Here is a 25,047-nt window from a genome sequence, read left to right as displayed (position 1 = left end):
TTTCTCGGCAAGAGAAAGCGACGCATGAAATTTATGCAATGCAGAAAGTGCAAAAGCAAGCTCGAAACGGCTTCGTGCTCGTAGTCGCGGTGGAGACGCGTGGCCTTTCAGCTTGACAGGAGCAGACTCTCCTGTAATAAACCGCAAGGTTAATTATCTTATAGGTTAAATACAGGCATGGATCAGTTGAGCTGCACGCTGTCGGCCCTGGCCGACCCGACACGGCGGGCCATTATCACCCGTCTTGCCGCGGGCGAGGCAACGGTGAACGAACTGGCGGCTCCGTTCGACATGAGCCTGCCAGCCGTCTCCAAGCATCTGAAGGTGCTGGAGCGCGCGGGTCTCATAGCGCGCGGCCGCAACGCGCAGTGGCGGCCTTGCCGGCTGCAGGCGGAGCCATTGAAGGAAATTGCCGATTGGGTTGGGCGCTATCGCCAGTTCTGGGAGGGCAGCTTCGACCGGCTCGACAGCTATCTCGATGAACTGCAGCGCAACGACAAATCGGATCGGAAATGAAATCGAACCTGTCTGATAAGGGAGAAGCCGATGAATGCTCCATCTCTCAAGGAGGAGATCGCCCTCACCATCACGCGCGACCTTGCCGCGCCCCGCGAGCTAGCCTTCGAAGTCTGGACCACACCCGCGCACCTCGTACGCTGGTGGGGGCCGAAGGACTTCACGGCGCCCAGCATCGCGGCGGATTTTCGTGAAGGCGGCGCCTGGCGCAGCTGCATCCGCTCGCCTGAAGGGCAGGACTACTGGGCCCACGGCACCTATCGGGAGATCGTGCCGCCGAGCCGCATCGTCTTCACTTTCATCTGGGAGGAAGAGGACGCGATCAACACGCTGATCACCGTCACCTTCGAGGAGGTGGCGGGCGGCACAAGGCTCACTTTCCACCAAGCGCCCTTCGCAACCGTCGAGAGCCGCGATTCGCATGCTGAAGGTTGGGGCGAATGCATTGATCGTCTCGTTGCCTATGTCGTTGCCCGGAAGGAGGACATCCAATGAAGAAGACCTATCACGGCAGCTGCCATTGCCGAGCGGTCCGCTTTTCCGCAAATCTCGACCCTGCGCCGGAAGGCGAGCGATCGGAGCCGGCGCGGCCGGGCGTATGGTGGACGACGACCTTCCGCTGCAACTGCTCCTCTTGCCTCAAGACGCGCTTCTGGAAAATCTTCGTGACGCCGGAGGATTTCTCCCTGCTTTCCGGTGAGGAGGCTCTGACAGAATACCGCTTCGGCGAGCGCGCGATCGGCCATGTCTTTTGCAAGCACTGCGGCGTCCGTCCCTTCGCCAGCGCCGATTTCGAGATGTTAGGCGGACCGTTTCACGCGGTGAACATCGCCTGCCTCGACGATGCGACCGACGAGGAACTGGCGAATGCGCCGATCGTCCATGAGGATGGCCGGCACAATGCCTGGGACCGGGCGCCGGCGGTGACCGGCTATCTGTAAGCCTGCCGATCACGGGCAGCAGGCGCTCTTCGATGTGGCGGGGCCGCAGCAGGCAGCCGACGTGCGCTTCTCCTCGGCGAGCCATCGATCGCGCGGCTTGCAGCTCGCCGGCCTGGGCACGAGTTGCACATGCAGGGCATCGTCGCGCAGGCGCGGGAGCGACGCACGATAGAGCTGCATCGGGCGCACGCCGTCGCTGACCTCGAAGGTGAGCTTCGCCGATCCATCGAGCTGCACGTGATCCGACACCTTGCGGATGATTGCAGAGAATTTGCCGGCCGGCATATGTGCGCGGTCGTCTCCATCCACATCCCACAGCTGCACGAAGATTTCCGCCCAGCTTTCCGGATTGGCACCGCAGTCGAGCGCCGCGAACTGCCCGGCCTTGACCTCCGTTACATGATATCCGGCCTTGATCGGCCGTCCGTCGTAGTGAAAGACGAGGGGAGACTCTGCCGCCCCTGCCAGTGTCTCAAGCAGGAGCCCGAGCGCGATTTCGTCATTCTGAATTTTGGTATTGTCGAGCGCATTCATCTGCGTTATTCCTCGTTTCAATAATTCAAGGATTGTTGAAATATGAATGAACGTCAAGCGCTCGCGTCGTTCGGCGCGCTTTCTCAGGAAACGCGCCTGCAGATCGTCCGCATGCTGGTCATTGCAGGCCCGAACGGCATGCCGGCGGGCGTAATTGCGGAGAAGGCCGAAGTTTCGCCTTCCAATCTCTCGTTCCATCTGAAGGAACTGGAGCGAGCGGGATTGATTACCCAGCAGCGCGAGTCGAGATCGATCATCTACTCGGCCAATTACGATGCGCTCGGCAGCCTTGTACGCTTCCTGATGGAAGATTGCTGTGGCGGCCACCCTGAAATCTGCGCACCGGCCGCTGCCATCGCGGCCTGCTGCGCGTCTACCGTGGAGGGGAAATGCCAATGAACGACGATCGGGTTTACAACGTCCTCTTTCTTTGCACCGGCAATTCCGCGCGCTCGATCATGGCGGAAGCCATACTCGAGGCGGAGGGGAAGGGGCGCTTCCGCGCCTTCTCGGCCGGAAGCCAGCCGAAGGGTGAGGTCAACCCCTGGGCGCTGAAGACGCTCGAGGCGCTCGGCCATCGCACGACCGGGTTCTCGTCGAAGAGCTGGGACGCCTTTGGCGAGCCAGGCGCTCCGCAAATGGACTTCATCTTCACGGTCTGCGATGATGCCGCCGGCGAGGCCTGTCCGGTCTGGATCGGCCATCCGGCAACTGCGCATTGGGGCATCCAGGACCCCGCTGCCGTCGAGGGTTCGGATGTCGAGAAGGGCCGCGCCTTTGCGCTTGCGGCGAAATACCTGAAGAACCGCATAGCGGTCTTCGCAGCCCTGCCGATCGCCTCGCTCGACAAGCTCGCGCTCGAGACGAAGCTCCATGAAATCGGCCGTCTCGAAGGCTCCACGTCCCAGGCCGAGGCGCGCTGATGTCGCCGTACGATCTCCCCCGCCGCCTGGTCGCCGAGGGACTAGGCACGGCGCTGCTTGTCGGAACGGTCGTCGGCTCGGGCATCATGGCCGCGTCGCTGACAGCGGATACGGCACTCGCCTTGCTCGGAAACACGCTCGCAACAGGCGCGATTCTGGTGGTGCTGATCACCATCCTCGGACCGATCTCCGGGGCGCATTTCAATCCCGCCGTGTCGCTGATCTTCGCGCTGTCGCGCTCCCTGCCGCGACGCGATCTCGCCGGTTACGTCCTCGCCCAGGTCGCCGGCGGCATAGTGGGCACGATCGTTGCGCATCTGATGTTCGATCATCCGGTCCTCGAATGGTCGACGAAGATGCGTACCGGGCAAGCGCAATGGTTCGCAGAATGGGTGGCGACCTTCGGCCTCGTCGCAATCATCCTCGCCGGCATCCGTTTCGAGCAGAAATCCGTGCCCTGGCTGGTCGGCCTCTATATCACCGCCGCCTACTGGTTCACGGCATCGACTTCCTTTGCCAACCCGGCCGTGGCGGTGGCGCGATCGCTGACCGACACATTCTCCGGCATTCGCCCCGCCGATCTTCCCGGCTTCATCGGTGCCGAGTTGATCGGTGCGGTTTCCGCGCTCTTGTTGATGAGTTGGCTGCTGCAGCCGCGCGATCCACCGGAAGGCAGGCGCATCGCCTGATCTTCCGATCGGTCGCGCTTTCCGGGTCACTTTGCGATGCGAAAAGGATGCCTTACGTCGAGGCGAGCTCGCCTGCGGTCGGCGATGGCTCGACGGGCAACGGGCCGAGTTCGATCAGGTACTCTTTCCTTGACCTGGAGGCTTCGCTTTCACTGCGGCAAGCGATTGGCCGGCCCGTCGCTCCCACGTTCTCGCTGCCTGCCGGCGCGCCAGCGCGAGTGACCGACGAAGGAGGGACTGTGCTTGGCCGTCGCCGGATCGCAAGAGCAATTCGGCTTTCAGCCGCAGCAACTCGGCCGTGAAATAGTTCTCTCCGGTCTTTCTCGCCAGCTCCAGGGCTTGCTCGATCGCCTCCAATGCCTGCGCATCGAGACCGAGTTGTGCGTAGCCGTGTGCGAGCATTCCCAGATAGCAGGTCTTGTCAATTTCCTGCTCGCCCATGTGGTCGCAGACATGGCGCATCTGCTCAAGGCCGGACGTTCCCTGCCTTTTCATTGCGAGCAGCCAGCCGGAGAAGAACGATCCCATGTTCAGCCAAAGCTGGAACCCGTTCCTCCTGGCAAGAGGCATAAGCTCGTCGACGAGGCGCTCCATCGTCTGCGGGTCGTTGCGCAGCGCCATGAGGATGCAACCGTTCCCAAGGCAGGCGGCGAGGCGATAATCGGTCTGTCGTCTGGCGTCCGCTTCCGCCTGCAGGAAGAGCGACAATGCGCTTTCCTCCTCTCCCAATAATTGCAGCGTCCAGGAGAGATAGATCATCGCCATGCTGGGAAAATCGCTGCCGATCCGTTCTGCCGCCTCGCGATGTCTCAGGGCATCTTCGAGCAGATCTCTTGCCAGTGCGAAATGGCCTTGGGAGAACGCGCACATGCCCAGGAACTGCGTTCCAAGGACAAGCGCCTTGAGGTTGCCCTGCTTGTTCCCGACCTCCAGGAGCTGATGGCTCGCCCACTCGGCATCCCTGAAGCGTGCCGAATTGAAGGCCGTCCCGAAAAGCCCGTCGAGAGCCCGGATCGCCGCCTCCGGATCGCCCAAGGCTTCGCTCAGACGCATGACATTGCCATAGGCAGCGCTTTCCTCGCGCGTCATGTAACCATAGGTCGCGTAGAGCACATCACCACGCTCAAGCTCGAGCCTGAGTTCCTTGCGGTCGCGGTCGGCAGATGGGGGCATCTTGCGGATGCACTCCAGTCCCCTGGCGTACATATTGGCCGCTTCCTGCTTTGCCCACGTGGCGCCGAGCTTCAGACCCGCCGTGAGCCAGTGATCGGCGGCGCGCTCATAGAGTCCGGCCTCGCCGAGATGCTGGGCCAAAACCTCGGGGTGATCGGTGGCTGCCGATGGCTCGGTGCGCTCCATCGCATCGACAACCAGCGCATGCAGCTGCCGGCGCCTGTCCCGCAGCAGGGCGCCGCTTGCCGCCTCCTGAAGCAGCGCATGGGTGAAACTGTATCTCGGCCAGTCCGAGAAAGGTTGCGGAGCGACCAGGCCCACTGCGGTCAGGCGCTCGAGCTCCGGCTTCAGCGCTTCCATCGGCATGTTGGCAACATCGGCGAGCATCCGCACATCGAACTCACGGCCGATAACGGCGGCGACCTGCGCGATGGTCTTGCCCGGACCGAGTTTGTCGAGTCGCGACAGCAGCGAGGACTGAAGCGAATTTGGGACAGAAAGATCGGCGTGATGGGAGCCGTCTCGATGGGAGACGGTGCCGGCAAGTTCGGCGGTCGATCGAGCGAGCTCCTCCAAAAAGAGCGGCACCCCTTCCGCCTTCCGTAGAACGGCATGCGTCACCTCGTCCCCCAGCACCACGCCGGCGGCCGCCTCACGGACCAGTTCGTTCGCCTCGCTCCGCGAAAGCCGTGCCAGCCTGATGTCCTCCGGGCCGGCTTTCGGGCGACCGGATTTCAACGCGTCTTCGCGGGTGGTGACAACGAGCAAGAGGGGCAAGTTCGGCGTCTCTTCGATCAGGCCGCGGAGCAGATTCGCCGAAGAAGGATCGATCCATTGTTCGTCTTCGATGGCTATCAGCATGGCTCCTGCTGCCGCCCGGCCCATCAGCCAATCGATAAATGCGCGGCGAACCGTCAGCTGTTGCTGCGGCGGAGAGAGCGTCGAGGGGGGATAGTCTGCCTGCTCGATATTCAACAGTCGGGCGAAGATCGGATAGGATTCCGCAAGCGGCACCCGGCTTGCCGACAAGGCTGCTTCGAGCTTGCCGGCGGCAATCGCTGGCGGATCGCCGCCGGATATTCCTTCCTCCTGGCGAAACAATTGAAGAAAGGGGAAGAGAGCGCTGTTGGCGTAGGCTGACGAGCATTGCACGGTCAACGCCTTCGCGCCAAAAAGCGCTTCCTTCAACTCGAAGAGAAGCCGGGACTTGCCTATGCCCGGCTCGCCGCTGATCAGGACGGTCGCTCCGCGTCGTTCCTGAGAGACATTCTGCCAGAACTCCAAGAGCCGCCGCATCTCGTCCTGGCGTCCGACAAACGCGGTCAGGTGGTCCTTGCGGGCGAACCTGCTGCTGACCGATATCGGCTTGTCGGCACGCCAAAGATGGATGGGCGTGGCGAACCCCTTCAGTTTCGTTTCGCCAAGATCGGTGAACGAAAAGCAGCCGCGCGCCATCTCGTGGGTGACCCGGTCGGTCACGATGGTCTGTGGCCCTGCTATCGCTTCAAGCCGCTGCGCGAGGTTCGGGACGGAACCGAAGGCTACCGTCGATACGCCGGCCGGCGCCCCTTCCACGTCGCCCACCACGACGAGGCCGCTCGCAATGCCGATCCTCACCTGGAGGCGCGAATGGTCCGGCGCTTCGATCTCAGGAACGACGCGCAGGATGTCGAAGGCGAGTTGGAGCGCCCTTTCCGCGTCATCCTCCTCGGCCACCGGATAGCCGAACAGGACCTGAAACGCATCCCCCACATAATTCGCGACCAGGCCGCCGTGCGATTTCGCGAGCCCGTTGCAGCTGTTGAGGTAAGTGCGCGTCAGGACGCTGAAGTCCTCGGGATCGAGCCGTGCGGCATAGTCCGTGGAGCCCACCATGTCGCAGAAGAGGATCGTCAGTTGACGGCGTTCTGGGGATCTCGTTTGAGCGTGATCGGACTTGGGCGTCCTCTCCATCGCCGCAATTGCAGCGAGCAGCTTGCGGCGCTGGCCGACCGGAATTCGCATTTCCCGAAGGTCGGCCTCGGTGAGAAGGCGCAAGCTGTCGAGATCGACCCGGGCACGCGCGAAACTCTGCTCCAGATCGCCGAGCCCGATGTCCTGCAGCCATTTTCCGACATCGCTCATCGTACCCCCGTCACGCGACGCGAAGGCCCTCAACTTGCGCTTTTATTGCAATGAAGCTACATTAGTAACGGGAAAAATCCTGTTTTGAAAGCCGAAGTTTCCAGGTCGCCGATGCAGCCGCATTGGCGGAGGAAGTCGCGTGCTCTTTCGCGCGATTCCCGCAGCATGGCATCGAAATGCTTTGCAGTCTTCTCGCTTTTAACCGGGCTCGAATGCCCATAGCCAATTAGGTGTTCCCATGCGCAACATTATCAAGTGTTTGCTGCCTGCGGCAGTTTTGGTGTTAGGCATGCCTGTAATCGCGGCTGCGCAGTGTCCCGCAGGCGACGCGTGGAAGAGCTTCCAGCCCGCCGGCGTGACGAATGATGAGCGCAACGAGGTCATAGACCTGATGGCGAGATATGGCTGGGCAATGGACAACAGAGATACGGCCGTGCTGAGCAGCTTGTTCAGCGATGACGGTTCGTATGAGCTGTGCAAGACCGGGGCGACTCAACCGGATGTCGTCGTCAAGACTCCCACGGAGATCGCGAACCATTTCAACAGTGTCTTCAGGCCTTTGACCGAGAGAGGACTCAACACAAGGCGGCTGCTGGGCAACTACCTCATAGGCAAGCGCGACGATGCGATCGAGGTAAAAATGGTTGCCGTGGTGTTTATCCAGTCGGTAGATATGTCTTCATCCCAGCCTGACTACTTGGCGTTCATATCTGCCACCCTGGTTCGCAGGAACAATCTCGTAATGCAGAGGCTCGTCGTCACGCCGGTCGACGCTCGCCCCAGTCTGATGGCCAGATAGGTCCGCGGAAGGAAGCCGCATGCGCCGGTGCTTTCTGCTCTTCGCCCTTTTCGGCGCGACCACGGTTGCTTTCGCATCCGAGGGGGAAGATTTCGGCATCGCTGTTGAAGCGATGCGCCGTCGGTCGCAATGCACCTCGGGCTCTGGCTGCGAGCCGTCCACGGGATGCACCATACCTCCTCCGGGCCTCGTCGAGCCCGGACAGGTCGCTTCCGCCCAGCAATCGCAGCGTCGCCCGACGCCTCACGATACGTTCCACGCCTGTCGCGAGATGGTGCTGCGATTCCAGTCGACCGAGGCTACCATTCGCGATCTGGTTGCGCGGCTATGGCCCTTCGGTCGCACCGACGGCTTCGCCGAGGCTCTGGAGGCCTGGAACCGCGAGCTGCTATGGGCACCGGCCGCAGCCACCGAGGCGCCGATCACAAAGTTCGGCGACGAGCTTCGTGCCGTGTTCGGGCCGGTGCCCGCGGGGGATTGCCTCGCGGAAGGATCGAGGCGCCTCAGTCTCGAAGTTGACGGCAATCTCGTCGAGCTAAGGCGCAATCCCGCGAACTCGAACGCCCTGCAGTTCGAGCACGTCGACGCGAGCGGACGGCACGTCAAATGGACGGACCAGGTCGACAGATGCGACAAGCCTTCGCTCGCCGGAATGGTGACCTATTGCGGCATGAACTCCCGTCTGAGCCGCGTCGCGCGCGGCCCCGTGGAGTGGCTGTTTCTGTGCAGGAAGTCGTCCAAGAACCTCGAACTGAGCAGTGATCCCTACTGGCAGGAGTGGGATCCCAGATTCGCCCTTTACGGCGCAATCGGTTTCAACGAGCTCACCGGGGAGATCGCCTTCATCGACGGGCGGAAGGACCGTGAAACCTTCGATTGGAGGGAGACGTTTCCGCCGCCAGGCGGGCAGTCCTATGCCGACGCCGCAGGCAGGTCGCGCACCGAGGATATGTACGACAAGTCGTTCCGGGTCGATTGCTTCGCCTGCCACGACAATAAGGAGCCCTATGTCATCGGTCCGCACGTCAAGCAGGCAAGGGTAGGGTATCTTCGCGGCAACAAGGATGAGAGATCGACGGCGTTCGGTCTCGGAACGTTTCTGCCGCAGCGGAAAGGGCGAGCCGAAGCTCCGTTCCGGGTCATCGGCTCCAGCTACACGGCGGCTCGAAGGGCGCGGATGACGCAGGCAAAGGTCGTCTCCCTGCCGGGGCATCCATGCACGTCATGCCACGTGCTGACGACGCAAGAAACGGGCCAGCGCTTCGCGGCCGACGCGGCGGGAAAGAAGCCGACCGCGATACTGTCTCCGGAGCGAGCGCTGCCGCTTCTCGGGCAGAGAGAATTTCTGGCGGCCGTGGGCGAGCACCGGACGGTCTGGGCGACAAGAGGCGGCGAAGGCAAGATCCATCCGTGGATGCTGCCGCACTACGGCGGCGATCTCTCGGAACAATCGCCGGAAGTAACCGACGACGAATGGCAAGCGCTCAGCCAGTGCCTGTGGGATGCAGGCGGGGCGGAATGCGGCTACCGGCCCCTTTACACGGCCTGTCCGTCTCCTGGCCGGACCGGTGACGGCTACGTTCCCCAGGACCTTGCAACCGAGATCGTCGCCCTGTCTGCGCCGAGAGATGGGTTCAAGCATGCGATCCGGCTGTCCTGGACATATCTGAACGGCTACGGTCAAGTGCCCGAACGCGACGACGTACGTTTCAATATCGCCATCAAGACGGAAGCGATCTCGCAGACGACCGCTCCCCGTAGCGATGATTTTCCGACAATGGCCGAGGCCCGGGGTGATCGCCTCGCGACCATCGTGGGAAAGGTCGGCTTTTCCGGCTCCACGTCTCTCGTGCAAGACGCCTCGTTCGTCGGTCACCGGAAGTGGACCGAGCCGCTCCCTGCCTCCGCACCGCGGCGCTACAGTATCGAAATCCCGGCCGCCTGCGGCAAGCGATACCTCTTCCGCATCCTGCCGAAGCGCTTCTGCTTCGACTACAACGGCATTGCATTCGGGACAGAAGATCACGTGATCCACACCGACGTCACCTGCGCTCCTGCCTCCGCAAACCTCCGTTGACAGCTACGGATAACAGCAGCCGACGTGCTTCGGTTTCCAGGACTTCCTTCTTCCCCCAGTCGCCTACGTAGAATGACGTATGTGCAGTGCAACGCTGCTCGTCGATGATCCCTCAAGCAACGGCCAAGGAGAACCAGCACTCCGTTGCGGCGACCAGAGCTAGAGGGGTTCAATCAGATGATTATAAGGGCACGCGTCACCGGCGCATTCCTCGCCGCCGTCCTTTCGACGACCGCGTTCAACGGCACCTTTGCCGCCGAGGACACGATCAAGGTCGGCATTCTTCATTCGCTTTCCGGCACCATGGCGATCTCCGAGACGACGCTGAAGGATGCCATGCTGATGCTGATCGACGAGCAGAACAAGAAGGGCGGCCTGCTCGGCAAGAAACTCGAGGCGGTCGTCGTCGACCCGGCCTCCGACTGGCCGCTCTTTGCCGAAAAGGCACGCGAGCTGGTCTCGGTCGACAAGGTCTCGGCCGTCTTCGGCTGCTGGACCTCGGTGTCGCGCAAGTCCGTGCTGCCGGTCTTCGAGGAGCTGAACTCGATCCTCTTCTATCCGGTGCAGTACGAAGGCGAGGAAAGCCAGCGCAACGTCTTCTACACGGGTGCCGCGCCGAACCAGCAGGCGATCCCCGCCGTCGACTATCTGATGGAAAACGAAGAGGTCGAGCGCTGGGTGCTCGCCGGCACCGACTACGTCTATCCGCGCACGACCAACAAGATCCTCGAGGCCTATCTCGTCTCCAAGGGCGTCAAGCCCGAGGACATCATGATCAACTACACGCCTTTCGGCCATTCCGACTGGCAGACGATCGTCTCCGACATCAAGAAGTTCGGCTCGGCCGGCAAGAAGACCGCCGTCGTCTCGACGATCAACGGCGACGCCAACGTGCCCTTCTACAAGGAACTCGGCAACCAGGGCATCAAGGCCGAAGACATCCCGGTGGTCGCTTTCTCGGTTGGCGAGGAAGAGCTTGCCGGCCTCGACACCGGACCGCTCGTCGGCCATCTCGCCGCCTGGAACTATTTCCAGTCGGTCGACAACCCGGCCAACGCCGAATTCATCAAGACCTGGAAGGCCTACACCAAGAACGACAAGCGGGTCACCAACGACCCGATGGAAGCGCATTATATCGGCTTCAACATGTGGCTGAAGGCGGTCGAAAAGGCCGGCACCACCGACACCGACGCGGTGCTCGACGCGATGATCGGCGTCTCGGTGCCGAACCTCTCCGGCGGCTATTCGACGATGATGCCGAACCACCACATCACCAAGCCGGTGCTGATCGGCGAAATCCAGTCGGACGGCCAGTTCGAGACCGTCTGGGAAACACCCGGCCTGGTGGTCGGCGACGAGTGGTCGGACTACCTGCCGGACTCCAAGGACCTGATCTCCGATTGGCGGGCGCCGATGTCCTGCGGCAACTTCAACGTGGCCACGGGCAAGTGCGGCGGCAAGGGTTCGTGATTTCATGACGCGATAGCTCGAAATTCCCTCCGTCCGGACGCCCGTTCGGGCGGGGATTTGCTGCAGATGCCAAGCGAGATGGCGAATGTACCGCATCTTTCAAACCGTGCTTTTTGCCCTGATTCTTCTCACCGCGATCCCGACCTCGGGGCTTCGGGCGGAGGAGGGACTGCGCGAGCTGGTGAACGCGTTCGGCGAGGCGAAGCTGTCCGACATGGACGAGCACATCGCCGCCCTGGCAAAGACGGGCGATCCCAAGGTCGTCCCCATCCTCGAAGCGCTCGGCGAAGGCAATCTCTATGCCCGCAAGGCGGACGGCCAAGTGTTCCTAACGAAGGAGGGCGGTGCGACGCTGACGCTCACCGACCCGGTCACCGGCGAAAGCGCCGGCGAGGCGCAGAAGGCGGCGCTTTCCAAGGTCAAGGTCAACAATGGCGTGCGGCGTGCGGTCCGCACCGCGCTTGGCAGCCTGACGCTCTTGAGCCCCGACCGCGAAGCACGCCTCAGGGCCGCCCAATCCGTGCTGCAGTCTCCGAACGCCGATGCGCTCGGTGCCGTCGAAAGCGCGCTCGCTGCCGAGAAGGATGCGGAGGTGCGCGCCCTGCTCGAACAGGCGCGCGCCACGACGCTGTTGATGTCCGACCGGCCCGCCGCGGAGAAGAAGGAGGCGGTGCGGCTGCTCCGGGAAAAGGGCGGCCGCGAGGCGCTTCCCATCCTTTCATCGGCGCTCGGCTCGGCCGACGAGACGCTGAAGCCTGAAATCGAAGCGGCGCTCGCCAGCATCGAGCAGACACAGGCGCTCTGGGCCGCCGGCCAGAATGTCTGGTATGGCCTCTCCCTCGGCTCGGTGCTGCTGCTCGCGGCGATCGGCCTGGCGATCACCTTCGGCGTCATGGGCATCATCAACATGGCGCATGGCGAGATGGTGATGCTCGGCGCCTATACGACCTTCCTCGTGCAGGAGGTCCTGCGCAATTCCTATCCGGGTCTCTTCGACTGGTCGCTGGCGATCGCGCTGCCGCTTGCCTTCCTGGTCACCGGTGCGGTTGGGCTGGCGATGGAGCGCGGCGTCATTCGCTTCCTTTACGGTCGCCCGCTCGAGACGCTGCTCGCCACCTGGGGCATTTCGCTGATCCTGCAACAATCGGTCCGAACGATCTTCGGTCCGACCAACCAGGAGGTCGGCAACCCGTCCTGGATGTCTGGCGCCTTCGAGCTTGGCGGGTTGACGATTACCTGGAACCGTCTCTGGATCATTCTCTTCGCGCTCGCCGTCTTCGCCGCGCTGCTGTTCCTCTTGAAGAAGACCCCGATGGGCCTGCAGATGCGGGCGGTCACGCAGAACCGGCGCATGGCCTCCTCCATGGGCATCCGCACGCCCTGGATCGATGCGTTGACCTTCGCACTCGGCTCCGGCATCGCCGGCATGGCGGGCGTCGCGCTCTCGCAGATCGACAACGTCTCGCCGAACCTCGGCCAGGGCTACATCATCGACAGTTTCATGGTCGTGGTCTTCGGCGGCGTCGGCAATCTCTGGGGCACGCTGGTCGGCGCCTTCTCGCTCGGCATCCTCAACAAGTTCCTGGAGCCCTATGCCGGCGCCGTGCTCGGCAAGATCCTCGTGCTGGTGCTGATCATCCTCTTCATCCAGAAGCGGCCGCGCGGGCTGTTCGCACTCAAGGGCCGGGCGGTGGAAGCATGATCACCTCGTTTCTCGTCAAATCGCTGGATCGAACCATCGTCATCGCCGTGGCGATCCTGCTGGCGCTCGCCGCGCTCGTACCCGCGCTCAACCTGTTGACCGCACCGGATCATCCGCTGCACGTGCCGACCTATCTGGTCTCGCTCTTCGGCAAATACCTGACCTATGCGCTACTCGCCTTGGCGCTCGATCTCGTCTGGGGCTTCTGCGGCATTCTCTCGCTCGGCCACGCCGCCTTCTTCGCGCTCGGCGGCTATGCGATGGGCATGTACCTGATGCGCCAGATCGGCGCGCGCGGCTCCTATGGCAATCCGCTGCTGCCGGATTTCATGGTGTTCCTGAACTGGAAGGAACTGCCCTGGTTCTGGCATGGCTTCGACATGTTCTGGTTCGCGGCGCTGATGGTCGTTGTGGTGCCGGGGCTCATCGCCTTCGTCTTCGGCTGGTTCGCCTTCCGCTCGCGCGTCAATGGCGTCTATCTGTCGATCATCACCCAGGCGATGACCTATGCGCTGCTGCTCGCCTTCTTCAGGAACGACATGGGCTTCGGCGGCAATAACGGGCTGACCGATTTCAAGGACATTCTTGGCTTCAACATCCAGGCGGACGGCACGCGCGCCTCGCTGTTCGCGGCCTCGGCACTGGCGCTCGCCCTTTCGCTGGTCGTGACGTCCGGCATCGTGCGCTCGAAATTCGGCAAGGTGCTGGTGGCGCTTCGCGATGCGGAAAGCCGCACCCGCTTCCTTGGCTACCGGGTCGAGCACATGAAGCTCTTCGCGTTCACCGTCTCGGCGATGATGGCGGGTGTCGCCGGTGCGCTCTATGTGCCGCAGGTCGGCATCATCAATCCGGGAGAGTTCGAGCCGGGCAACTCGATCGAGGTTGTCATCTGGACCGCGGTCGGCGGCCGCGGCACGCTGATCGGCCCGATCATCGGCGCCATTCTCGTCAACGGCGGCAAGAGCATCTTCACCGCCGCCTTCCCGGAATTCTGGCTCTTTGCGCTCGGCGGGCTGTTCGTGCTTGTCACCCTGTTCCTGCCAAAGGGCGTGGTCGGCACGGCCCAGCACTATCTTGCCAGGCGCCGCGCCTATCGTGCCGCCAGCCGACTCGAGAACGAGACCGGCCTCGCCGAACCGATGGCCGCGGAGTGATCGCCATGACCGAGAAGAAACCGAAAAGCCTGCTCTATCTCGACGGCGTCTCCGTCTCCTTCGACGGCTTCAAGGCGTTGAACTCGCTCTCCTTCATCGTCGAGCCGGGGGAACTGCGCGCCATCATCGGCCCGAACGGCGCCGGCAAGACGACGATGATGGATATCATCACCGGCAAGACCCGGCCCGACGAGGGCGAGGTGTTCTTCAAGGGCGACATCGATCTCACCAGGAAGGACGAGGCGGAGATCGCCCAACTCGGCATCGGCCGGAAGTTCCAGAAGCCGACCGTCTTCGAGAACCACACAGTCTGGGACAATCTCGAACTGGCGCTGAACCGCAGCCGCGGCGTCTTCGCGACACTGTTCTACCGGCTGACGGGCGAGGACAAGGCGCGGATCGAGGAGATTCTTGCGACCGTGCGGCTGACGGCGCGCTGCGACGATCTCGCCGCCAACCTCTCGCATGGCCAGAAGCAATGGCTGGAGATCGGCATGCTGCTCGCCCAGGAGCCGGAACTGCTGCTCGTCGACGAGCCGGTCGCCGGCATGACCGACGCGGAGACCGCGGAAACCGCGGTCCTATTGAAGGAAATCGCCAGGACCCGATCGGTCGTCGTCGTCGAGCACGATATGGGCTTCATCCGCGACCTCGGCGTCAAGGTCACCTGCCTCGCCGAAGGCTCGGTGCTCGCGGAAGGCTCGATCGATTTCGTCAGCAACGATCCGAAGGTGATCGAGAACTATCTCGGCCGGTAAGCGGGAGGGGCACACCATGTTGAGCGTCGAAAACGTCAATCTGCACTACGGTGCCGCCCAGGCGCTTCGCAATGTCTCGTTCAAGGCCGAGATGGGCAAGATCACCTGCGTGCTCGGCCGCAACGGTGTCGGCAAGTCGAGCCTGTTGCGGGCGATCACCGGCCAGCACCCGGTAAGTTCCGGCGCGATCTCCTTCAACGGCATGGCGCTCGATGGACTGGCGCCGTTCCGGCGAGCGAAGCAGGGCATCGGCTACGTGCCCCAGGGTCGCGAGATCTTTCCGCTTTTGACGGTGAAGGAGAATCTGGAAACCGGCTATGCGCCGCTGAAGCGGGCCGAGCGCTCCATCCCGAACGATACCTTCAGCCTCTTCCCGGTGCTTCAGACCATGCTTGGCCGGCGCGGCGGCGATCTCTCCGGCGGCCAGCAGCAACAGCTCGCCATCGCCCGGGCGCTGGTCACCCGACCCAAGATCCTCGTGCTCGACGAGCCGACCGAGGGCATCCAGCCGTCGATCATCAAGGACATCGGCCGGGCGATCAAATACTTGAGGGATTCGACCGGCATGGCGATCCTGCTCGTCGAGCAATATCTCGATTTCTGCCGCGAGCTTGCCGACCAGGTCTACATCATGGACCGCGGCGCTTTCGTGCATGAGGGGGCGGCGGAGACGCTGGACACGCCGGAAGCGCGCCGGCACCTGACGGTTTAGCCGGTTTTCCACAGGCGCAAATTCCGCCCGGCAAATCAGCAACTTGAGTCGGCGGTGGCGGTATCGAGTCTCGGGATTACGGCAGAAAATCCACCGTTTTAATCGATTGTGTTTGCGCGCTCCTGTGCTTTGAACCATACTGCCGCTGCACGTTTTATGAAGGAGCATCACAAACCGTTACCGCTGACAGAATTGGCCATTTCGCGTTTCCGGCCTAACCACGCGGAGGAGACCCTAATGACGAATTTCCTGCCCGCCCTTTATGAAGGGCATGCCCCGATCACCCTGCAGACCCTCTTCAGGGATGCGCTTGAAGCCTATGACGATTGGGACGAAGACATGCCCGAGCCGATCGTTCCCTTCGAAGGCAAGGTGGTGCCGATCAGCACCGTTTTCGAAAGAATGAAACCCTGCACGGACATCATGCCCGCAAACATGCTCGGCATCGTCACCGACCGGCTGACGAAGCCCTGGAGCGGCACGGGCCCTCTCGACGAGATGACCGTCTCCACCGCCGCCCGCGTCATGTCCGTTCTGGTGCGGCGGCGCGTAAGGCGCTACGGACGCGGCTCCATCGAGGCCTTCGCCGAGAGTTTCAATCAGCCCCATCGCCCAGGACTGGAAGCCTGATCCGAAGTTTTAGAGGACAGCGCAACCGCCGGATGCGCTGTCCTCTTGTGACGGGCTGCATCGCAATCCAACAGACGCCTTTCATTTCATCTCGCGCGCCGTAAGATGCGGGGGGCGGGGCATTCCTCCGTTCGTTGAAACGGAGTGTCGGGAGCGACGTGCGCGCGCATGCATCCCCCGCCGATATTTGTCCTGGACGCGCCGGATTGGGGCGGAGTGTGGGGTCGGACGGAAGTGACCTTAAGAACCGGACGCGGCGGGGCAGCGGTCGTCCGACGCTCGCCGATGTCGCCGGGCGGGCCGGTGTCGGAAGCATAACGGTATCGCGTGCATTGCGTGATCCAGAGCGCGTATCCGAACATCTGCGCCGGCGCATCGCCGCCGCCGTCGAGGAGCTCGGCTATGTGCCCAATCCCAGCGCTCGCGCGCTTGCGTCGGCGCGAGCCGATGTCATCGGCGTTCTCGTTCCATCGCTCACCAACAATGTTTTCTCGGAAGTCCTGCGCGGTATCCATGATGGCCTCGAGGATTGCCCGCTGCAGATCCAGTTCGGGAACACGCATTACTCCACGCGGGAGGAAGAGCGGCTGCTCAGGGTCTTTCTCGGGCAGCGGCCGGCAGCCCTTGTCGTTTCCGGCATAGACCAGGAACCTGCCACGCGGCGGCTCCTGGAGGAGGCCGGCTGCCCGGTTGTCCAGATCATGGAGATCGGGCCCGATCCGGTGGACATGATGGTCGGCTTCTCGCATTTCGAAGCCGGAAAGGCGGTTGCCCGCCACCTGGTCGATGTCGGCTGCAGGAAGATCGGCTTTCTCGGCGCGCGCATGGACCCGCGCACGCAGCGCCGGCTCGCCGGCTACCGGGCGGTGATGGAGGCGGCCGGCCGAACCGCGCGGGTCACGACCACCGCGGCACCCTCGAGCGCGTCGATGGGCGTCAGCCTCCTTCATCGCATTCTCGAATCCGAGCCCGATGTCGACGCGATCGTCTGCAACAACGACGATATCGCGCTTGGTGTTCTTTTTGCCTGCCAACGTGCCGGGATCGACGTTCCGGAACGGATCAGCATCGCCGGGTTCAACGATCTCGATATGATGTCGGTCGCCTTTCCATCGATCACCAGCGTCCGCACGCCGCGCTACGAGATTGGCAGATGCGCCATTGCGATGGCACTTGCCGCTATTGCCGGCGAGCGGCCGCGCGAAAGCGTCGTGGATCTCGGATTCGAGCTCAGAATACGCGAAAGCACGAGGCGGAGGGGACCGGAAAAATGATTGGCCGAGCCGGCGCGGAACCGCTTCTTTACAAGGGAAGTTGGTAGCGCTACCATTCGCCTCGGACGCCTCAGGGAGGAGCCTGTGCGGCGTCATCGGACTCGCGTATCGATAGTCGTGCCGGATCGGCCGCTGGAGCATTCCGAGTTCAGGCAACTGAACCGAACGATGCTTCGGAAGCCAGGGAGCACCGTGCGTTCACATGAACCTCCGTGCTCCAGCCAGCAGATGTGTCTGCGGCGAACATCGATGTCTTGCACCCTATTTCGATGCCCTGTCCCCGCACGATAACGGGAGGGAATTCGATGACCAGAACGTTCGTCAGCGGCATTCTCGCGGCCGCTGCACTCGCACTTCTATCCACCACCGGCTACGCAGAGCCTGAAGTCGTCAGCGGTCCGGCTGCCGAACCGGATTGTTTCGCGCCATGGTCGGCCGAGACCAAGTTCTTCAAGTTCCCGAAGAAGGACGGCCCCTATCGGATCGCGCTCGCCAATGGCTTCATCGCCAACACATGGCGCATCCAGATGATCCAGACGGCCAAGGCCTATGCCGCGCAGCCGGACGTTGCCGCCAAGCTCAAGGAATTCAAGGTTGTTTCCACCGGCGAGGACGTGCCGGCGCAGATATCGGCGATCAACAACTTCATCGATTCCGGCTATGACGCGATCATCGTCAATGCCCAGAACCCGACCGCCTTCGGTCCGGTCATCAAGCGCGCCAAGGAAGCCGGCGTGGTCCTTGTCGCCTTCGACAACATTCTCGACACCGAGGACGCCATCAACGTCAACGTCGACCAGAAAGGCCTCGGCGTGCTCTGGGCGAACTGGCTCGCCAAGCATATTCCGGAGGGCGGCAAGATCCTCGAGGTGCGGGGCGTCGCCGGTACGTCGGTCGATACCGACCGCCACAACGGCATTCATGAAACCTTCGCGGCAACCGGCAAGAAATGGGATGTCGTCGAGGTGATCGGCAAGTGGGACGACCCGACCGCGCAGAAGGCGACGGCGGACGCGATCGCCGTGCACAAGAAGTTCGACGGCATCACCGCGCAGGGCGGCGATACCGGTGTCGTGCAGGCGATGATCGATGCCGGCCATCCCTTTGTGCCGTTTGGCGGCGAAACGGAGAACGGCTTCCGCAAGTTCTGCGCCAAGCACGCGGGCGAGGGGTTGAAGTGCTCGTCGGCGGGCACCGGCCCGGCGCAGGTCGCCGTCGCCATCAAGACGGCGATCGCAGCGCTCGAGGGACAGGTTGTGCCGCAGTCGATCAAGCTGCCGCTGGCGATCGTCGAGGATCCGAACTTCAAGGAGGGCCAGGATTTTTATCCCGACCAGTCGGATAACTTCTTCGTCGGCAACGCCTTCCCGACCTGCGGCATCAACTTCACCGCCCAGGAGATCATGGGGCAGACGAAGGAAAACCAGTAGGTCGCATTACGCTTTCCTGAGCACCAGCCGCGTGCGTTGGCGCGCGGCAACAAACCGGGAGCGAGGCGACGGATGACGACGGCAGAGATACAGGCGACGTCCCCGCTCTTTCGGATGGAGGGCGTGTCGAAGCGTTATGGCGGCGTTCGCGCCCTGGAAAATGCCCATCTCGACGTGGAAGCGGGCCACATCCACGCGATCCTGGGCGAGAACGGCGCAGGCAAGTCGACGCTGATCAAGATTATGGCAGGCGTTGTGGCGCCGGACGAGGGCCGCATGCTGCTCGACGGCCAGGAAGCGGTCTTCCGTTCGCCGGCGGCAGCCTCTGCCGCAGGTATTGCCTGCGTCTTTCAGGAACTGTCGCTGATCCCGGACTTAAGCGTCGCCGACAATATCGCCATCTCCAATCCACCATGCCGCTTCGGCCTGATCGATCGGCGGGCCCAGCGCGCGATCGCGGAGGAGGCGCTTGCGCGCGCCGGCGCCGAGGACATACATCCGCGCGCCGCGGTGAAGGACCTGCCCTTGTCGCGCCGGCAGATGGTCGAGATCGCCAAGGCGCTGGCCTCGCGGCCGCGTATCCTGATCCTCGACGAAGCGACCTCGGCGCTGACGGCTGGCGATGTCGCCAAGGTATTTGCCGTATTAAAGGGCCTGCGGTCCGAAGGCCTGGCGCTGCTCTACATCTCGCATCGCATGCATGAGATCGCAGAGCTCGCCGACACCTGCACGGTCTTCCGCAACGGCCGCAATGTCGCGAGCTTCTGCGCCGGCACCCGGACCAATGGCGAAGTCGTGGAAATGATGATCGGGCGCGAATACAGCAACGTCTTCCCGCCGCGGCAGCAGCACTCGGCCGAGCCGGGAAAGGCGCCGGTGCTCGAATGCCGCAATCTTGGCTGGAGCGATCGGCTGCGCGACATATCATTCTCGGTCGGCGAGGGCGAGGTCGTCGGCTTGGGCGGGCTCGAGGGCCAAGGCCAGCGATTGCTGCTGCTCGCCCTCTTCGGCGTGTTGCGGGGAACGAGCGGCTCGGTGCTCATCGACGGTCAGCCGGCCGCGATCCGCAGCCCGGCGGAGGCGCGCAGACCACCGCGTTCCATGGCGCTGATCCCCGAGGACCGCAAGACGGAGGGGCTGATGCTGCCGATGACGGTGCGCGAGAACCTGTCCTTTGCGGCCCTCGACCGCATTGCCCGCGGCGGTGTCATCGACCGGGGGAAGGAGGAGCAACTGATCGACGACATGGTGCGGCTGCTGGAGATCAAGACCGCCGGCCTCGACGTACCCGTCGGCGCGCTTTCCGGCGGCAACCAGCAGAAGGTCGTCATCGCCAAATGGCTGATGCGTGAACCCCGGATCATCCTGCTCAACGACCCGACACGCGGTATCGACGTCGGCACCAAGCAGGAGCTCTATCGCCTGCTTCGGCGGCTGGCCGAGGCAGGCGCGGCGATCGTCTTTTATTCGACCGACTATGACGAGCTGATCGGCTGCTGCGACCGTGTCCTGGTTCTTTATGACGGCCGCGTCGTGCGCGAACTCGAAGGCGACGGGATCACCGAACGGGCGCTGATCGCCAGCGCGCTCAACGTCGAGGCAGCGCAGGAGGGAACAGTCGCATGAGCGAATGGCGCTATTGGCTGAACGAACAGCGCGGCACACTGACGGGTCTTGTGATCTTTCTCGTGATGTTCACCGTCTATGTCGCCAATCACCCGGCCGGGTTCACGGCGAATGTCGTTCACACGGCCGCCAACAAGGGCGTGCTGCTCGCCTTCGTCGCAATGGCCCAGGCGCTGGTGGTGATCACCGCCGGGATCGACCTGTCGGTCGGCATGATCCTCGTGCTCACCAACTGCCTTGCCTCCTGGATCGTCGTCGGCGGCGTCATGCCGACGAGCCTCGGCGTGGCGGCGGTGCTGGCGACGGGAACGCTCTGTGGCGCCATCAACGGCATGCTGGTGATCTACGGACGCCTGCAGCCGATCGTCGCAACCATCGCGACGGGTGCCGTCTATTTCGGCCTGGCGCTGTTGCTCCGGCCCTTCCCCGGCGGTTCCGTCAACGAGGATCTCGCCGACGCGCTCACCGGCCGGCTCTTCGGCGTCGTTCCGTCGAGCCTCGTCGCGCTCGCGGCCGTCGTCCTTCTCGTCTGGCTGCCGTTCAAGCGATCTGTCGCCGGCAGAGCCGCCTATGCGGCGGGCTCTTCCGAGCCGGCCGCCTTCATGTCCGGCGTGCCGATCCGGCGCGGCAAGTTCGCCGCCTATCTGCTCGGTGGGCTGCTCGCCGGAATGGGCGGCCTGTTCCTGACCTTCTTCACCTATACCGGGGAGGCGGCCTATGCGAGCGGCAGCGCCTATACGCTCTGGTCGATCGCCGCGGTCGTGCTCGGCGGCGTGTCGCTCTATGGCGGCCGCGGCAGCGCCGTCGGTGCGATCTTCGGGGCGTTTGCGGCCCGGACCACCGGCGACATGCTGTTTGCCTTCGATGTCGATCCGTTGTGGCAGCCGCTTCTCCAGGGCATCGTCCTGATGATCGCGGTCAGCATCGGTTCGCTGGCGCTGCTGCGTGTGCGGAACCGTCTGGACTGGTTCCAATGAGCGAGACCTCCGAAAGCCGCTTGTCCATCAAGGCGCGCTTGCCCGTCTTTCTTCGCCGCGCCGATCCGGCCGTGCTCACCGCCTTCGGCTGCATTTTTCTCCTGCTCCTTCTCGGCAGCCTCTATTCCAGCAATTTCCTGTCTCCCGACTATCTGCTGCAGCAGCTCAAGGTCGCGTCCTTCCTCGGCGTGGTGGCGGCCGGGATGATGGTCGTCATCCTTCTCGGCCACATCGACCTGTCGGTGCCCTGGGTGATGACGATGGGCGCCATGATGGCCTGCGCCGCGGCCGGCTTCGGCGAGATCGGCGCCGCTGTCGCCATTCCGGTCGGCGTGCTCTCCGGCATGGCCTTCGGCCTCCTGAACGGCCTTGGCGTCGCCTATCTGCGCATTCCTTCGATGATCGTGACGCTCGCCTCCAACGTCGTGGCGCAGGGGCTGATGGTCGTCTATACCGGCGGCTTCTCGCCGCAGGATTCGGCGCCGAACGCCATCCGTTGGCTCGCGACAGGGGCGCTCCTGCCGGGCGTCCCCAATGCCATTCTCGTCTGGTCCGGCGTGAGCGCGGCGATGGTGTTCCTTTTCACCCGTACCGCCTTCGGCCGCGCCGTCTACGGCATCGGCAACAGCGAGCGCGCCGCCTTCCTCTCCGGCGTCGGCACGCGGCGCGTGGTGATGATCGCCTTCGTCGTTTCCGGCGGCCTCAGCGCCTTCGGCGGCGTGCTGCTTGCGGGCTATGCCTCGAAGGCGGCGCAGGCGATGGGCGATCCCTATCTCCTGCCTTCGATTGCCGCGGTCGTGCTCGGCGGCACGTCCATCCTCGGTGGCCGCGGCTCCTATTTCGGTACGGTCGCCGGGGTCATCCTGATCACGCTCCTGCAATCCATCCTCTCGGTCATGCAGATGCCCGAGGCCGGCCGGCAGATCGTCTACGGCGTCGTCATCATCGTGATGCTGCTGCTCTACGGCCGCGCCCCTCCAAGCCGCTGACGGCGGGAGAAATGGCTTGACGCGAATCAGTGGATGAATCATTCCTGTAACGGATTGGATCGCATATTCCGTATTTCAGCGTAGTTCGGTGATTGCTCTGTTAGGGAATGCGGCGGGCGCATCTGTGCGGCCGGCGAAGGGATGGCTGTTGCCATTTTTTCGTCGGACGCGGGATCGCGCAATGCACGAGGGGATTTCGACGATGGACATGACGGGAACGGCGGTGGACGCCGCAAGCGCAATCGACAAGGCGACGATTACCGGTGCCGGGTCTCGCAGGTCTGCCGACGAGGCGATCGCGGCCGATGCGCGGGCGCTTTCCGAGCAGTTGAAGGCGATGCGCGACCGGCTGTTCGCGCCCACCGCGATGAAGACGCTCCGGAGCTTCACCTCCGGCGAGGCCGCCAAGCTGATCGGCGTCTCCGACGGCTATCTCCGGCAATTGTCGCTCGCCGGCGAGGGGCCGCAGCCCGATACCGGCATCGGCGGGCGTCGCTCCTATTCGCTTGCCGACATCAATGCGCTGCGCCGCCATCTCGCCGAACAGGCGCTCGCCAAGGGCAATGCCGCCAAGGCGCGCGGCTATGTGAACTGGCGCGACGGCGTCCGCGGCGAGCATCTGCAGGTGATCTCCGTCACCAATTTCAAGGGCGGCTCCGGCAAGACGACCTCGTCGGTCCATCTGGCGCAATATCTGGCGCTCACCGGCCATAGGGTGCTGGCGGTCGATCTCGACCCGCAGGCCTCGCTCTCGGCGCTGTTCGGCTACCAGCCGGAGCTCGACCTCACCGGCAACGACACGCTCTATGGGGCAATCCGCTACGACGCCGAGGCGCGGCCGCTGAAAGAGATCATCCGCAAGACCTATTTCGACGGGCTCGACCTGGTGCCGGGCAACCTCGAACTGCAGGAATTCGAGCACACGACGCCGCAGGCACTGAGCGCGCGGCAGAACGGCACCGATGCCGGGCCGCTGTTCTTTGCCCGGGTGCAGGCGGCGCTTGCAAGTGTGGCCGACGACTACGACGTCGTCGTCATCGACTGCCCGCCGCAGCTCGGCTACCTGACGCTGTCGGCGCTCTGCGCCTCGACCTCGGTCATCGTCACCGTGCATCCGCAGATGCTCGACGTCGCCTCGATGAACCAGTTCCTCTACATGACCTCGGACCTGCTCAGCGTCGTGCGCGAGGCCGGCGGCGAGCTCAATTTCGATTTCCTTCGCTATCTCGTCACCCGCTTCGAGCCGAATGACGGGCCGCAGGCACAGATCGTCGGCTTCATGCGCTCTCTCTTCGGCGACCGGGTGCTGACTTCGGCCATGGTGAAATCGACGGCGATCTCGGATGCGGGCCTGACCAAGCAGACGCTGTACGAGGTCGGCCGCGAGAACTTCACCCGCGCCACCTATGACAGGGCGATCGAGTCGCTCAACGCCGTCAATGGCGAGATCGAGGCTCTCATCCACGCGGCTTGGGGGCGCTAAATCATGGCTGGCAACAACCGGAAGAACGAATTGCGGGCGCTGTTCATGGGCGGTGCGCCCGCCGCCACGCCGCAGGCGGCCGAACAGCCGGTCGCGAACCCCGGTGAGTTGACACCTGTCAACACCCAGCCCGCTGCCCCGCGCGCCGCGTCCGGCGCCGTCAAGGCCATGGGCCTTTCTCTCGGCAGCATTACCCGCGAGGCGGAAGAGGCCCGCGTGCTCCGCGAAGCTTTGACCCAGGGCGAGCGCGTCGTTTCGCTCGATCCGGCGCTCGTCGAGGCCTCCTTCATCGAGGACCGGCTGACCGACGGCGAGGTCGACGATCCGGATTTCCTCGCGCTCGTCGAAAGCATCCGCGAGAACGGCCAGCAATCGCCGATCCTCGTGCGCCCGCATCCGGAAAAGCCGGGGTGCTACCAGACCGCCTACGGCCATCGCCGCTTGAAGGCCGTGCGCCGGCTCGAACTGCAGGTGAAGGCGATCGTCCGGCCGCTGACGGATGACGAGCTGGTGCTGGCGCAGGGCAAGGAAAATGCGGAACGGCGCAACCTCTCGTTCATCGAGCGGGCGCTTTTCGCCGCCGCACTTGCCGCCCGCGGCTTCGACCGCAAGGTGATCGGCGACGCGCTCGCCGTGCAGAAGAGCGAATTGTCCCGCCTGCTGCAGGTGGCCGACAGCGTGCCGCACGAACTCGCCCGCGCCATCGGCCCGGCGCCGAAGGCCGGCCGCGAGCGCTGGATGGCGATCGGCACCTTGCTGGAACGGGACGAGGCGAGGGAAGTGGCGGAAGCGGAGATAGGTGCGCCGGGCTTCCGTTCGGCCGATACGGACCAGCGCTTCCAGCTCGTCTTCAACCGCCTGTCTGAGGGCGAAAAGCCGGAGCCGGAAAAGCCGGAGGAACTGAAGGACGAGGCCGGCCGGGTCTTCGCGCGGCTAAGGCTCGACGGGAAAGCGCCAAAGATCGAGTTTCTTCCCGGCACCCACCCGGCTTTCCTCAAGGAGGCGGTGTCGATGCTGGCGAAATGGCATGCGACATTTGTGAAGAATCAGAAGTCTTAGCTTTCTT

Annotated in this window: 23 protein-coding genes; 21 read left to right on the top strand and 2 right to left on the bottom strand. The window is 63.6% G+C overall.

All coding sequences use genetic code 11. The features are described 5' to 3' along the window. The first annotated feature begins 177 nt into the window (after nucleotides 1-177). From RHIBR816_RS0119530 to RHIBR816_RS0119520, 3 genes are read left to right on the top strand one after another with little or no spacing between them, the layout of a single operon-like run. Entirely contained in the window at nucleotides 178-516 is a 339-nt protein-coding gene (locus tag RHIBR816_RS0119530; RefSeq protein WP_018238275.1) for a helix-turn-helix transcriptional regulator, read from the top strand. A 30-nt stretch (nucleotides 517-546) separates the two neighbouring features. Then, on the top strand, nucleotides 547-1,011 hold the full coding sequence (locus RHIBR816_RS0119525; protein WP_018238274.1) for an SRPBCC domain-containing protein: 465 nt from the start codon (nucleotides 547-549) through the stop codon (nucleotides 1,009-1,011). Beyond that, entirely contained in the window at nucleotides 1,008-1,457 is a 450-nt protein-coding gene (locus tag RHIBR816_RS0119520) for a GFA family protein (RefSeq protein ID WP_018238273.1), read from the top strand. The genes RHIBR816_RS0119525 and RHIBR816_RS0119520 overlap by 4 nt, the downstream gene beginning before the upstream one ends. 9 nt (nucleotides 1,458-1,466) lie before the next feature. Here RHIBR816_RS0119520 and RHIBR816_RS0119515 read toward each other — a convergent pair whose 3' ends face one another. Then, nucleotides 1,467-1,991, bottom strand: a complete 525-nt coding sequence (locus RHIBR816_RS0119515; protein WP_018238272.1) for a DUF6428 family protein — start codon at nucleotides 1,989-1,991, stop codon at nucleotides 1,467-1,469. 42 nt (nucleotides 1,992-2,033) lie between these two features. Here RHIBR816_RS0119515 and RHIBR816_RS0119510 point away from each other — a divergent pair, with 42 nt between their 5' ends. From RHIBR816_RS0119510 to RHIBR816_RS0119500, 3 genes are read left to right on the top strand one after another with little or no spacing between them, the layout of a single operon-like run. Further along, on the top strand, nucleotides 2,034-2,390 hold the full coding sequence (locus tag RHIBR816_RS0119510) for a helix-turn-helix transcriptional regulator (RefSeq protein WP_018238271.1): 357 nt from the start codon (nucleotides 2,034-2,036) through the stop codon (nucleotides 2,388-2,390). After that, a complete protein-coding gene (locus tag RHIBR816_RS0119505) occupies nucleotides 2,387-2,914 on the top strand; it encodes an arsenate reductase ArsC (protein ID WP_018238270.1) in 528 nt (175 codons plus the stop codon). The genes RHIBR816_RS0119510 and RHIBR816_RS0119505 overlap by 4 nt, the downstream gene beginning before the upstream one ends. Further along, on the top strand, nucleotides 2,914-3,603 hold the full coding sequence (locus tag RHIBR816_RS0119500) for an MIP/aquaporin family protein (RefSeq protein ID WP_018238269.1): 690 nt from the start codon (nucleotides 2,914-2,916) through the stop codon (nucleotides 3,601-3,603). The genes RHIBR816_RS0119505 and RHIBR816_RS0119500 overlap by 1 nt, the downstream gene beginning before the upstream one ends. Nucleotides 3,604-3,717: 114 nt before the next feature. Here the strand turns inward: RHIBR816_RS0119500 and RHIBR816_RS0119495 are convergent, their stop codons facing one another. After that, a complete protein-coding gene (locus RHIBR816_RS0119495; RefSeq protein ID WP_018238268.1) occupies nucleotides 3,718-6,900 on the bottom strand; it encodes an adenylate/guanylate cyclase domain-containing protein in 3,183 nt (1,060 codons plus the stop codon). 238 nt (nucleotides 6,901-7,138) lie between these two features. On the opposite strand from RHIBR816_RS0119495, the gene RHIBR816_RS0119490 reads away from it, so the two are divergent. From RHIBR816_RS0119490 to repB, 15 genes are all read left to right on the top strand, one after another. After that, nucleotides 7,139-7,699, top strand: a complete 561-nt coding sequence (locus RHIBR816_RS0119490) for a nuclear transport factor 2 family protein (protein WP_018238267.1) — start codon at nucleotides 7,139-7,141, stop codon at nucleotides 7,697-7,699. Between the two features lie 19 nt (nucleotides 7,700-7,718). Next, nucleotides 7,719-9,776, top strand: coding sequence for a hypothetical protein (locus RHIBR816_RS0119485; protein ID WP_018238266.1), 2,058 nt, complete (start codon nucleotides 7,719-7,721; stop codon nucleotides 9,774-9,776). Nucleotides 9,777-9,953: 177 nt separating this feature from the next. After that, nucleotides 9,954-11,246 carry an urea ABC transporter substrate-binding protein gene (urtA, locus tag RHIBR816_RS0119480; RefSeq protein ID WP_018238265.1) on the top strand — a complete coding sequence of 431 codons (1,293 nt, stop codon included), beginning with the start codon at nucleotides 9,954-9,956 and terminating at the stop codon, nucleotides 11,244-11,246. Between the two features lie 85 nt (nucleotides 11,247-11,331). Further along, nucleotides 11,332-12,948: an urea ABC transporter permease subunit UrtB gene (gene urtB / locus RHIBR816_RS0119475; protein WP_018238264.1), complete on the top strand. Its 1,617-nt coding sequence runs from the start codon at nucleotides 11,332-11,334 to the stop codon at nucleotides 12,946-12,948. Then, nucleotides 12,945-14,102: an urea ABC transporter permease subunit UrtC gene (gene urtC, locus RHIBR816_RS0119470; protein WP_018238263.1), complete on the top strand. Its 1,158-nt coding sequence runs from the start codon at nucleotides 12,945-12,947 to the stop codon at nucleotides 14,100-14,102. Before urtB ends, urtC begins: the two co-directional genes overlap by 4 nt. Before the next feature lie 5 nt (nucleotides 14,103-14,107). After that, complete coding sequence (urtD, locus tag RHIBR816_RS0119465; RefSeq protein ID WP_026187206.1) at nucleotides 14,108-14,860, top strand: urea ABC transporter ATP-binding protein UrtD; 753 nt, start codon at nucleotides 14,108-14,110, stop codon at nucleotides 14,858-14,860. A gap of 16 nt (nucleotides 14,861-14,876) precedes the next feature. After that, the gene (gene urtE, locus RHIBR816_RS0119460) at nucleotides 14,877-15,572 is read left to right on the top strand and encodes an urea ABC transporter ATP-binding subunit UrtE (protein WP_018238261.1); all 696 of its coding nucleotides are present in this window, start codon (nucleotides 14,877-14,879) and stop codon (nucleotides 15,570-15,572) included. A gap of 237 nt (nucleotides 15,573-15,809) precedes the next feature. Next, the gene (locus tag RHIBR816_RS0119455; protein WP_018238260.1) at nucleotides 15,810-16,202 is read left to right on the top strand and encodes a hypothetical protein; all 393 of its coding nucleotides are present in this window, start codon (nucleotides 15,810-15,812) and stop codon (nucleotides 16,200-16,202) included. Between the two features lie 218 nt (nucleotides 16,203-16,420). Beyond that, nucleotides 16,421-17,476, top strand: coding sequence for a LacI family DNA-binding transcriptional regulator (locus RHIBR816_RS0119450; RefSeq protein ID WP_026187205.1), 1,056 nt, complete (start codon nucleotides 16,421-16,423; stop codon nucleotides 17,474-17,476). A gap of 305 nt (nucleotides 17,477-17,781) precedes the next feature. After that, entirely contained in the window at nucleotides 17,782-18,906 is a 1,125-nt protein-coding gene (locus RHIBR816_RS0119445; RefSeq protein ID WP_018238258.1) for a sugar ABC transporter substrate-binding protein, read from the top strand. Nucleotides 18,907-18,978: 72 nt separating this feature from the next. Then, entirely contained in the window at nucleotides 18,979-20,532 is a 1,554-nt protein-coding gene (locus tag RHIBR816_RS0119440; protein WP_018238257.1) for a sugar ABC transporter ATP-binding protein, read from the top strand. Beyond that, a complete protein-coding gene (locus RHIBR816_RS0119435) occupies nucleotides 20,529-21,509 on the top strand; it encodes an ABC transporter permease (protein WP_018238256.1) in 981 nt (326 codons plus the stop codon). The genes RHIBR816_RS0119440 and RHIBR816_RS0119435 overlap by 4 nt, the downstream gene beginning before the upstream one ends. Next, complete coding sequence (locus tag RHIBR816_RS0119430) at nucleotides 21,506-22,498, top strand: ABC transporter permease (protein WP_018238255.1); 993 nt, start codon at nucleotides 21,506-21,508, stop codon at nucleotides 22,496-22,498. Before RHIBR816_RS0119435 ends, RHIBR816_RS0119430 begins: the two co-directional genes overlap by 4 nt. A 202-nt stretch (nucleotides 22,499-22,700) precedes the next feature. Further along, on the top strand, nucleotides 22,701-23,981 hold the full coding sequence (gene repA / locus RHIBR816_RS0119425; RefSeq protein WP_018238254.1) for a plasmid partitioning protein RepA: 1,281 nt from the start codon (nucleotides 22,701-22,703) through the stop codon (nucleotides 23,979-23,981). A 3-nt stretch (nucleotides 23,982-23,984) separates the two neighbouring features. Next, nucleotides 23,985-25,040, top strand: a complete 1,056-nt coding sequence (gene repB / locus RHIBR816_RS0119420; RefSeq protein WP_018238253.1) for a plasmid partitioning protein RepB — start codon at nucleotides 23,985-23,987, stop codon at nucleotides 25,038-25,040. The last annotated feature ends 7 nt before the right edge of the window (nucleotides 25,041-25,047 follow it).

The sequence above is a fragment of the Ensifer sp. BR816 genome (assembly GCF_000378985.1).
In the GTDB taxonomy this organism is placed as follows: Bacteria; Pseudomonadota; Alphaproteobacteria; order Rhizobiales; family Rhizobiaceae; genus Sinorhizobium.
The sequence above is the reverse complement of the archived record's forward strand: the minus strand, read 5'-3'. Positions and strand labels throughout refer to the sequence as shown.

Bases quoted from the DNA above. Each gene is read 5' to 3' on its own strand.
- RHIBR816_RS0119530 (WP_018238275.1), top strand. From the start codon at position 178: ATGGATCAGTTGAGCTGCACGCTGTCGGCCCTGGCCGACCCGACACGG.
- RHIBR816_RS0119525 (WP_018238274.1), top strand. From the start codon at position 547: ATGAATGCTCCATCTCTCAAGGAGGAGATCGCCCTCACCATCACGCGC.
- RHIBR816_RS0119520 (WP_018238273.1), top strand. From the start codon at position 1,008: ATGAAGAAGACCTATCACGGCAGCTGCCATTGCCGAGCGGTCCGCTTT.
- RHIBR816_RS0119515 (WP_018238272.1), bottom strand. From the start codon at position 1,991: ATGAATGCGCTCGACAATACCAAAATTCAGAATGACGAAATCGCGCTC.
- RHIBR816_RS0119510 (WP_018238271.1), top strand. From the start codon at position 2,034: ATGAATGAACGTCAAGCGCTCGCGTCGTTCGGCGCGCTTTCTCAGGAA.
- RHIBR816_RS0119505 (WP_018238270.1), top strand. From the start codon at position 2,387: ATGAACGACGATCGGGTTTACAACGTCCTCTTTCTTTGCACCGGCAAT.
- RHIBR816_RS0119500 (WP_018238269.1), top strand. From the start codon at position 2,914: ATGTCGCCGTACGATCTCCCCCGCCGCCTGGTCGCCGAGGGACTAGGC.
- RHIBR816_RS0119495 (WP_018238268.1), bottom strand. From the start codon at position 6,900: ATGAGCGATGTCGGAAAATGGCTGCAGGACATCGGGCTCGGCGATCTG.
- RHIBR816_RS0119490 (WP_018238267.1), top strand. From the start codon at position 7,139: ATGCGCAACATTATCAAGTGTTTGCTGCCTGCGGCAGTTTTGGTGTTA.
- RHIBR816_RS0119485 (WP_018238266.1), top strand. From the start codon at position 7,719: ATGCGCCGGTGCTTTCTGCTCTTCGCCCTTTTCGGCGCGACCACGGTT.
- urtA (WP_018238265.1), top strand. From the start codon at position 9,954: ATGATTATAAGGGCACGCGTCACCGGCGCATTCCTCGCCGCCGTCCTT.
- urtB (WP_018238264.1), top strand. From the start codon at position 11,332: ATGTACCGCATCTTTCAAACCGTGCTTTTTGCCCTGATTCTTCTCACC.
- urtC (WP_018238263.1), top strand. From the start codon at position 12,945: ATGATCACCTCGTTTCTCGTCAAATCGCTGGATCGAACCATCGTCATC.
- urtD (WP_026187206.1), top strand. From the start codon at position 14,108: ATGACCGAGAAGAAACCGAAAAGCCTGCTCTATCTCGACGGCGTCTCC.
- urtE (WP_018238261.1), top strand. From the start codon at position 14,877: ATGTTGAGCGTCGAAAACGTCAATCTGCACTACGGTGCCGCCCAGGCG.
- RHIBR816_RS0119455 (WP_018238260.1), top strand. From the start codon at position 15,810: ATGACGAATTTCCTGCCCGCCCTTTATGAAGGGCATGCCCCGATCACC.
- RHIBR816_RS0119445 (WP_018238258.1), top strand. From the start codon at position 17,782: ATGACCAGAACGTTCGTCAGCGGCATTCTCGCGGCCGCTGCACTCGCA.
- RHIBR816_RS0119440 (WP_018238257.1), top strand. From the start codon at position 18,979: ATGACGACGGCAGAGATACAGGCGACGTCCCCGCTCTTTCGGATGGAG.
- RHIBR816_RS0119435 (WP_018238256.1), top strand. From the start codon at position 20,529: ATGAGCGAATGGCGCTATTGGCTGAACGAACAGCGCGGCACACTGACG.
- RHIBR816_RS0119430 (WP_018238255.1), top strand. From the start codon at position 21,506: ATGAGCGAGACCTCCGAAAGCCGCTTGTCCATCAAGGCGCGCTTGCCC.
- repA (WP_018238254.1), top strand. From the start codon at position 22,701: ATGGACATGACGGGAACGGCGGTGGACGCCGCAAGCGCAATCGACAAG.
- repB (WP_018238253.1), top strand. From the start codon at position 23,985: ATGGCTGGCAACAACCGGAAGAACGAATTGCGGGCGCTGTTCATGGGC.